General features: G+C 42.3%; 8 protein-coding genes, 4 tRNA genes and 1 pseudogene. All 13 read right to left on the bottom strand.

Annotated elements, in window-relative coordinates:
- A partial coding sequence (locus FTU65_RS15600; protein ID WP_180065799.1) for an elongation factor Tu occupies window positions 1–760 on the bottom strand: 760 nt, incomplete at its 3' end.
- A gap of 154 nt (window positions 761–914) precedes the next feature.
- Window positions 915–989 (bottom strand) — tRNA-Thr (locus FTU65_RS15595).
- 23 nt (window positions 990–1,012) lie between these two features.
- Window positions 1,013–1,088, bottom strand: a tRNA-Gly gene (locus FTU65_RS15590).
- Between the two features lie 38 nt (window positions 1,089–1,126).
- Window positions 1,127–1,210 (bottom strand) — tRNA-Tyr (locus FTU65_RS15585).
- A gap of 54 nt (window positions 1,211–1,264) precedes the next feature.
- Window positions 1,265–1,340, bottom strand: a tRNA-Thr gene (locus FTU65_RS15580).
- A 98-nt stretch (window positions 1,341–1,438) separates the two neighbouring features.
- Window positions 1,439–2,932, bottom strand: coding sequence for an anthranilate synthase component I (gene trpE / locus FTU65_RS15575; RefSeq protein ID WP_180067046.1), 1,494 nt, complete (start codon window positions 2,930–2,932; stop codon window positions 1,439–1,441).
- Window positions 2,933–3,049: 117 nt separating this feature from the next.
- A complete protein-coding gene (gene gph, locus FTU65_RS15570) occupies window positions 3,050–3,718 on the bottom strand; it encodes a phosphoglycolate phosphatase (protein WP_180025946.1) in 669 nt (222 codons plus the stop codon).
- Between the two features lie 77 nt (window positions 3,719–3,795).
- Complete coding sequence (locus tag FTU65_RS15565) at window positions 3,796–4,509, bottom strand: FHA domain-containing protein (RefSeq protein WP_180059377.1); 714 nt, start codon at window positions 4,507–4,509, stop codon at window positions 3,796–3,798.
- Window positions 4,510–4,586: 77 nt separating this feature from the next.
- Window positions 4,587–6,818, bottom strand: coding sequence for a type II secretion system secretin GspD (gene gspD / locus FTU65_RS15560; protein ID WP_180067032.1), 2,232 nt, complete (start codon window positions 6,816–6,818; stop codon window positions 4,587–4,589).
- Window positions 6,819–6,860: 42 nt separating this feature from the next.
- Complete coding sequence (locus FTU65_RS15555) at window positions 6,861–7,727, bottom strand: type II secretion system protein N (RefSeq protein WP_180067030.1); 867 nt, start codon at window positions 7,725–7,727, stop codon at window positions 6,861–6,863.
- A complete protein-coding gene (gene gspN / locus FTU65_RS15550) occupies window positions 7,727–8,470 on the bottom strand; it encodes a type II secretion system protein N (RefSeq protein WP_168379021.1) in 744 nt (247 codons plus the stop codon). Before gspN ends, FTU65_RS15555 begins: the two co-directional genes overlap by 1 nt.
- Before the next feature lie 167 nt (window positions 8,471–8,637).
- Window positions 8,638–8,964 carry an H-NS family nucleoid-associated regulatory protein gene (locus FTU65_RS15545; RefSeq protein WP_180007248.1) on the bottom strand — a complete coding sequence of 109 codons (327 nt, stop codon included), beginning with the start codon at window positions 8,962–8,964 and terminating at the stop codon, window positions 8,638–8,640.
- Between the two features lie 142 nt (window positions 8,965–9,106).
- A pseudogene (locus tag FTU65_RS15540) lies at window positions 9,107–9,280 on the bottom strand (acyl-CoA thioesterase); the annotation flags it as partial.
- Window positions 9,281–9,403: the final 123 nt, after the last annotated feature.

Genomic DNA, 9,403 nt, shown 5'->3' with positions numbered 1-9,403 from the left:
CTGTATCTTTAATACCAACGATTTCAACTTCTTCGCCTACTTTCACGATACCAGTTTCAACACGGCCAGTTACTACTGTACCACGACCTGAAATTGAGAATACGTCTTCGATTGGCATAAGGAATGCAAGGTCGATAGCACGTTCTGGCTCTGGGATGTAAGAGTCAAGAGCTTCAACAAGAGCAACTACAGCGTCTTCGCCGTATTGACCAGCTTCACCGTTAAGCGCTGCAAGAGCAGAACCACGGATTACTGGAGTGTCGTCGCCTGGGAAGTCATAAGTAGAAAGAAGTTCACGAACTTCCATTTCTACTAATTCAAGAAGCTCTTCGTCGTCAACAAGGTCGCATTTGTTTAAGAATACAACGATGTAAGGTACACCTACCTGACGAGAAAGAAGGATGTGTTCACGAGTTTGTGGCATTGGACCATCAGTCGCAGCACATACAAGGATCGCACCATCCATTTGCGCAGCACCAGTAATCATGTTTTTAACATAATCGGCGTGACCTGGGCAGTCTACGTGAGCGTAGTGACGGATTGGAGAATCGTATTCTACGTGTGAAGTATTAATTGTAATACCACGTGCTTTTTCTTCTGGTGCAGAGTCGATTGCAGCGTAATCTTTCGCTTCACCGCCGAATTTTTTTGCACATACAGTTGCAATTGCAGCTGTTAAAGTCGTTTTACCATGGTCAACGTGACCGATTGTGCCCACGTTAACGTGTGGCTTATTACGTTCAAACTTAGCCTTAGCCATGCTTTTCTTCCTCGTTTACGTCGAACACAATTCTGAGTAAAACCCAGCTCCGACATATCGCCTAAAAAAATAAACACCCAATACTTGAAAAGCAGACTAAAAAGCCTGCTTCTGGAATCTTGTGCAACATTTAAAGTTGCTAAACTGTAAAATCTGGAGCTCTTATCGAGATTTGAACTCGAGACCTCTCCCTTACCAAGGGAGTGCTCTACCACTGAGCTATAAGAGCAAATATAAGCACTTCAATAGATATGGAGCGGGAGACGAGGGTCGAACTCGCGACATGTAGCTTGGAAGGCTACCGCTCTACCAACTGAGCTACTCCCGCACGATGTTGGTACAAACCACTTATTGAAGTCTTAAAATTGGTGGTGAGGGAAGGATTCGAACCTTCGAAACTTTCGTAGCGGAGTTACAGTCCGCCCCCTTTGACCGCTCGGGAACCTCACCATTTTACACTTACTTCAGTGTTGTTCTCTCTACTCACTCTCAAACTTTCTAAGATGGTGCCGGCACACGGATTCGAACTGTGGACCTACTGATTACAAGTCAGTTGCTCTACCAACTGAGCTATGCCGGCGTTTCTTAGTGTTTCGTACGTTTCGTATCGGAACGGTGTGCAGTTTAGCAAATCTTGAAATCCTTGCAAGTGTTTTTTCTAAAAAAAACGTGAAAAACTCATAAAATCAATCCATTTGATGATAATTCAACCGCTTTGATCACTGCGCGAGCTTTTATTTGGGTTTCATTCCACTCTGATTCAGGATTAGAGTCATACACCACCCCTGCTCCAGCTTGAACATAGACCTTATTTTCACGAATTACACAGGTACGAATCGCAATCGACATGTCCATTTCACCATGCCAGCCTAAATAACCAACAGCACCACCAAAAATTCCACGTTTTACTGGTTCAACTTCGTCAATAATTTCCATAGCACGGATTTTTGGTGCACCTGAAAGCGTACCCGCAGGGAATGTTGCCTTAAAAACATCCAAAGCATCGACATCATCACGTACTTCACCTTGCACATTTGACACAATGTGCATGACATGCGAATAACGTTCGATCACCATTTGATCAGTCACGTGAACTTTACCGATTTTAGAAACGCGTCCAACATCATTTCGCCCCAAATCGATCAACATCAAATGCTCTGCAATTTCTTTTTCATCAGATAGCAAATCTTTTTCTAGCGCTAAATCTTCTTCTTTTGTTTTACCCCGTGGTCGCGTTCCCGCCAAAGGACGAACTGTTGCCACACCATTTTCTAAACGGGACAAAATTTCAGGTGATGAACCGACGACATGAAAAGGAATGTCATTTTCTAGTGTCTGCCCTTGCACCAAGAACAAATATGGCGATGGATTGAGGTGACGTAGTGCACGATAGACCTGCAAAGGCTCACCATCAAAATCGGATACCATACGATGGCCCGGCACAACCTGCATCACATCACCGGCCTTAATGTACTCTTTTACTTTCGCAATAGAATCAATAAAATTGTCATGTCCAGTGATGGATTCAAACTGTGGTGCAGTATGCTTATTTGCTTTGAGTGCAATTGGGGTTGCCAAAAGTTCTTCTAGCTCATCCAATTGTTGCTGCGCCTTGGTATAGGCCTCAGCATCATTTACATCGGCATGCACAATTAAGAATAAGGTATCCTTAAGGTTATCAAAGACGATGACGGTTTTTGATAGCATCATCCAAATATCCGGAATCCCGACCGGGTCAGCTTCTGGCACATTATTGAGCTTTGGTTCGATATAACGTACAGCATCATAACCAAAGTATCCAACCAATCCACCGGTAAAGCTCGGCAACGCTGGCAAATCTTGCTGTGTAGGCACTTTATATTGTGCTTGGAAGTCACGAATGTATTGAAATGGGTCAGCACATTGTTGTTTTTCAACCGAGCCATCAGCATGTTGAACGGTCAACTGCCCTTCATTACACGAAAATACGGTGGACTCGCCCAAGCCAATAATGGAGTAACGCGCCCAGTTTTCGCCACCCTCTACAGATTCAAATAAATAGGCTTGTTTATGTTGTTTTAATCGCGCAAAGACAGAAAGTGGAGTTTCTGTATCTGCCAAGCGCTGACGATATACCGGAATCAAGTTATATCCAGCAGTTTTCAGTTGTTCAAATTGAGTTTGTGTAGTCATTTGGGTTTCTCTATATTTCGCGTGGTCAATTTCAGTTAATTTCTTCTCATGCTGATTGAGTGACGCCATCGAAAACCTACACACTTGCTCATTTTCACTTCCTTAACCCTACTTATTTCAACCCAATAATTCTTTTAAGTTATCAACCACGTGCTGCGGCTGACAATCTCGAATATTTTCACCATGATTATAGCCATAGCTGACCACAATACAATCAATACCCGCACGACGTGCTGCCTCTACATCATTGACAGAATCACCCACCATCAAAATTTGCTGTTTCGGCAAGGCATAATGCTCCGCACAATACTCTAGCTGCTTGGGATGTGGTTTACGCTCTTCAAAACGATCTCCGCCAATCACATCATCAAAGTATTCATGCATACCTAGTGCCTGCACAATACTGCGTGCCGGTTGCTCTGGTTTATTGGTCACACAAATCAGAATTTTCTCTTCTGCTTTTGCCCAATCCAAGAACTCTAGAATGCCGTCAAAGGGCTGCGTCAAAACACAAGGATCTGCATTGTAAATCTTTAGAAAAGTTTCCAGTAAAAGATGGTGCTGTGCGGCATCCACCTTCCCGGTCAAGTATTCAAGTACGCTATGACAAAACAATGAAGTTCCTTTCCCAATCCAGTTTCGCACCTGCGCTTCTGTGACCAACGGTAATTGCAACGCATTTAAACTCATATTCATCGCACGATGTAAGTCAGATGCTGAATCGACTAGCGTTCCATCCAGATCAAATAAAATCATTTGGCGTTCTGCTAAACGAACTTCAAACATAATGTCCCTCTATTTTTTTGTAAATTTTCCCCATAAAAAAGGCATGCCCATGCATGCCTTTTGAGGAATGTCTCGGTTTATTTAAACAAGACCCATGCAATAATTGCAAGAATGATTAAAACAATGACTGAGATTAAGCCCACAGAGGCATTTTTTTGCGCTTCACGCTCTTGCTCTACACATGTCGCTGGAATTTCTACATCACATGCTTCATTTTTCGGAACAGCAGTTACGTCAATTCCCTCAGGAATTGGTGCAGGTTTAGGCACACCTACATTGGTCGGCATACCATCACGAGTCAATTGAACCGAGCCATCTCGCTCTTTCAACTCTGGCATACCTTGATCATTCATTTGTTGTGCTGCGGTTTTAACGATAGGCTCTTGTGTCTCAGTTTCAGAAACCGCAACAGCTTCAGACGGCTGCTGAACAGGTGTAATTTCTTCTGTTTGCAACGCTTCAACGCTTTGTTCAATATCCGCTGGGATCTGAACAGCTTTAGCTGGAGCCAATAAACTAAACTTCACACTGGCAAACTGTACAATATCACCTTCTTTTAAAAGTGATTCACCAGTCAAACGGACATCATTAATAAACGTCCCATTGGATGAATTGAGATCTTGCAACCAGAGTGCCTGATCTTTCAGTACAAAGGCAGCATGTTTACGCGATACATCAGATTCTTGTAAAACAATATCTGCTTGTTGATGACGACCCACCAACATATCTCGCTCAATACTAATTTCTTGTCCTGTTAAATCACCAGAAATTGCTTGAATTTTCCAAGTCATGAAGTTAATTCTCTATTGCTCGTTTTTTTCATCATAGCATGCTGTGGTTTCAAAGCTAAACCACTCTGCTGTCTCACCTAAGGCGTGCCCGCCACTTTGCCATTCGGTACGGTAATGGTTTGGCGCTTCACCGTAGGTTCAATGGCTACTGGCGTGGAGACCACTGCCGCTGGCTGTGTCGTTTGTGGTGCTGTCGGTACCGTCTTATACACAGGCGCAGGTGCTGTACCTTTTGAAACAGGTATGCGCTGCTGATACACATCGTCCACATTTTCAGGTAATTTCGCAAAATTACCGTCATTATCCAGTGCCAGTTGCAGACTATAGAGCTGACTGTAACGTTGCTGAGACATTTTCTTCACATCAGCAGAATTTCCAACAATGGTCGGATGAATAAAGATCAGCAAATTGCGTTTACTGTTGGATTTTCCTTCCGAGCTAAAAAGTTTGCCCAGTACAGGAATAGCCCCGAGCCCCGGAACCGATTGACGCCCATGCAATGTATTGTCAGAGATCAAACCACCCAACACAATCGTTTGACCATGCTCTGCCAAGATCGAGGTTTTAATCGCACGTTTAGTCGTAACCAAGTCCGACGCTTGACCTTTATTGTCTTTTACATCAGAAACTTCTTGCTCGACCTCTAAACGCACCGAGCCGCCATCACCAATATGCGGCACAACTTTCAAAGTAACACCGACATCTTTACGCTCAATCGATGTATACGGATTGGCTGTACCACCATTGGTGGTGACCGAACCTGTCACAAATGGAACGTTTTCACCCACCACAATATAGGCTTCTTCGTTGTCCATCGTCACAATAGACGGTGTAGATAATAGATTCGATTTGGTTTTTTCTTTTAAGGCCTGAATCATCGCACCATAGAGTTTGCGCGAACCATCACTGCCTTCACGATAATCACCAAGAACTAAAGAAGTACCGGCACTCACCGCGCTACCTGCACCCGCAGCGCCGCCAGTTAAATATCCTGCGGCAATATTTTTTAAACTAGAACCAAAGTTATCAAAGTTAATTAAGCCGATACCACTACTGATATCTCCCAACGCCCATTGCACACCGAGCTGATCGGTATCCGTGCCTTCAACTTCAATAATCGCCGCTTCGATCAGCACTTGCTGACGACGAATATCGAGCTGCTGAATCGCAGATTCAATTTCTCGCATGAGCTGCGGATCTGCTTTTACAATCAGTGCATTTTGTGTGGCATCGGCAATAATACTCACGCCATTGGCATTAAAACTTGAGATACCGTTTTGCGTATTATTGGAAGAGTTATTGCTGTTGAGGTTAATGCCAGAACTGGTGTTATTTTGTGAACTGAATGACTGTGAATTTGAACTGTTACTATCATTCATTAAACTGTTCATCGTGCTGCTATTTGAGCTATTCGATGAATTCGTACTCGAAACGGCCTGCCCCGTGACCAAGCCTTGTAAGATTTCCGACAAGTTTTTTGCACTTGCATACTTTAGACGAAAAACTTTCAATCCACCCAATCGATCTGCCGCAGGCACATCTAAGGTCTCAATAATCTTACGAATACGCTTACGTGTCGCTGTATCACCTTTAATGATAATACGATTGGTTCGATTGTCTGCGATGATACGAATTCGTGACCCTTTTGGGTCTTTTGATGCGCCGGTCGAACTCATCGACTCTAACAGCCCAATCATTTCTTCGGCCTGACTCGATTGCAGCGTCACGGCTTCGATATCATTTTGACCCGTTCCATCTAAATTACGAATAATCGTTTCGAGCTGGTAAATATTACTTGCGCGATCTGACACAATCAGCGCATTGGTCCCTGCCACTGCTGACAAATGTGCAAATTGCGGCATCAATGGACGTAGGGCTGGAATTAAGTCGTTGGCATTGGTGTTATCAAGCCAAATCACTCGGGTGACAATTTGGTCTCCAGATGCACGGTGGCGCGCATCATAAGGAATGCCCGAGCTTTTTACATTACTGTCTGGAACCAGTTTAATGGTGTTGCCTGATGGAATCGCTACCACGCCATTGACATTCAATACACCGAGAAACAGGTCATAGACTTCATTTTTATTTAAAGGCTTATTGGAAATAACCGTTACATTTCCTCGTACCCGTGGATCAACTGCAAAATTTTTCCCCGTGATATCTGCGACTTCATTAATGAATGCCGTAAGATCTGCATCACGTAAATTGATTTTCCATGTTTGTGCATAACTTGCTGTGCTGACCATAGCAACCAAGGGCACCATGGCATAGGCAGCTAAAGTTGAACGGTTATTATTAAATAAAGCCATATACGCCTGTGTTTCCTAACCCTATAAAGTGATGAAACATCACTAAAAATCCTGTTGTATGGTCATCACTTGATCACCACGTTTGACTTCAAGTTTCACCTGCCCTTCACGGCGGGCTTGTTCTAATAATTGCGCCTCAGATTGTCCTGCACCGACCGCCTGCCCATTTAAAGACATGATGCGGTCACCCGGCTGCAAACCCAATTTATTTCTTAAGGCTGCAGGTGTTCGATTTGAAACTTCAAACCCACCATTAACTGATGGATTTACCCCCATTTCCTGCATATATTGTTCACGATTTTCAGTCATGCGTTGTACGGCCTGACCAATCGCGGACTGCGTTGTGCTTTGCCCTAAATTTGCAGGATCAGTTGTATTTTGCATGCTGTTATTTTGTAAAGATCCGCCTGATGTTGCATTGGCTGTAGGGACAATCGGTTGATCTAATCCGTTTTCAATACCTTGGAACGCCAATTCACGCCGTGCACCATTACCCTGCGTTAAAATCACCTTATCCCAATAAACTTCAGCCAGTTGATATGATGAACCTTGAATGGTTTCTCCAACCAAGTAGCGATCTGAACTCTCATTGACCTTAATCACTGCCGACGAGTAGCGACTTGGCTGTCCAACCACCACACCTTGTAACACCATATTTAACTGCGCGTCAGCTGCTGAACTGCGGTTTTCCTGAAACAAGGCAAAAGAGCTAATATTAGGAACTTGCGTTTGCTGTGAACCCAATTCAACTCGGTCTAACTGCATGGCTTGTGGCGGTGCAATCAATAACCAAAATAAAGCGGCTAACTTCCAGCACAGGTACAAAATTATTAAAGCCAAGACCACAGGTGCAAGTCGATCTGTTTGCTTCCAATTGATCTCGCGGATTTTTTCGAAATAGTCAGCCATCAGTTCACCCCACTCAATAGGGGTTGACGCGAACTAATCACATACGTATCTAATCCTGCCTTACCTTCATAGGAAGCAACATTCATCAAAAAGCGCTGGGTTAATTGCACATCCAACATGAGGTCTGGCTCAAGTGACATATTCATCATTTTTTGTTCACGTTGATCTCGAACATCAATCGACAATTTGCCATTATCGTCTTTTAATTGAGCCAACATGGCAGGCACATTCATTGACTCTTGACGCTGTGCAAAGCTAAAGGATAAATCCCCACCTGCCCACTGTATCTCGCCTGATGAACGACTAAATCCCTGTTGTGGCTTATATTTAAACTGCACATCTTTTAATTGAATGGCATTCATTGGCCATTGCCAATCGGCAAAACTTTTTAAGGTTTCAGGAGCAATTTGACCCTCTAAGTTTTTAATACTAATACTTTTACCAAAACCATACCCCATCACACCTTGTAGTTTGGTATTGCCACTATGAATTTCAACATTTGCACCCAAGCGTAATAAAATCAAATCCCACGGGCGTGTGTTCCAGTTTAACGAGCCTTTCAAATTTCCTCGTGTCCAATCTGCTTGCCCATGCCAAATATTGCCACTGACGTTATGTAGCATTTGGTTATTTTTATAAAACTTTGTAATGAGCCACGCTGCTGGCACTTGCAGCATAACGAAAATTAAAAAACTGATCGCAGCAAAAATGAGCCACCGAATATTATTAGTTTTATTGATCATCCCACCACAACCGATCCATCAATTTTTTTCCATCATTTAAACATTTTTCTTTATAGACACATTATGCATACTTTTTCTGCATAGCCAATTCAAAGAGATAAAAAAACCAGGCATTTGCCTGGTTTAATTATCCTGAACTCAGGATATGACGATTTCATGAATTGTTCTTAAATTAAGAAGTCTTCTAGTTTCGCGCCTTTTTCTAACTCAGCCACTAACCAACGTGGTTGTTTACCACGACCAGTCCACGTGTCATCTGCATTGGTTTTGCTACGGTAACGTGGCTCAACCGCTTTACGCGTTGATTTTTTACGTTTGCTTAAACCAAATTCAAGAATTTGTTCAACGCTTAAATCTAAATTTTCTGCAATTTCAACAATACGGTTATACGCATCTTCAATCGCTTGATCTTTTTTAGATGCAATCAGTGCTTCAGCTTCTACTTGAAGCTTCTTTAACTCTTCAACTGATAAATTACTAATATCAGGCATAATCTTTAACTCCGAAATTTCATTTTAATAATGCTTATGAAAACTCGCTCATAATATTATAATAAAATTTTTATTCAATAAATAATTTTCATTTTACTACAATATTTTAACACGACTCCTTAAAATATATAAAGTTAAATTGTATTTAAATATTATTTCCCACTGAATTTTCTAAGGCTTTTATTTTGGTTTTAATATTTTCTGGAATAGAGGTTTTTTGCAGGGTCATTTTATCCACGCACACAATAACCGCATCGCCTGTTGCAACGATTTTTTGTTGCTGTTCACTCCATAATATATAACCCATACGAAATGCACTATAGCTAAATACCAAATAAATCATTACAGTAATCTTTAAATAATTTATCAATATCTTTAACTCTAAACTTAGTTCGAATCGCCTTGACTCGTGACCACATATTTTCTATTGGATTTAAATCTG

The sequence above is a fragment of the Acinetobacter sp. YH12129 genome (genome assembly GCF_013418685.1).
GTDB lineage: Bacteria > Pseudomonadota > Gammaproteobacteria > Pseudomonadales > Moraxellaceae > Acinetobacter > Acinetobacter amyesii.
Note: the sequence above shows the minus strand (reverse complement) of the source record. Positions and strands in the feature narration are given on the sequence as shown.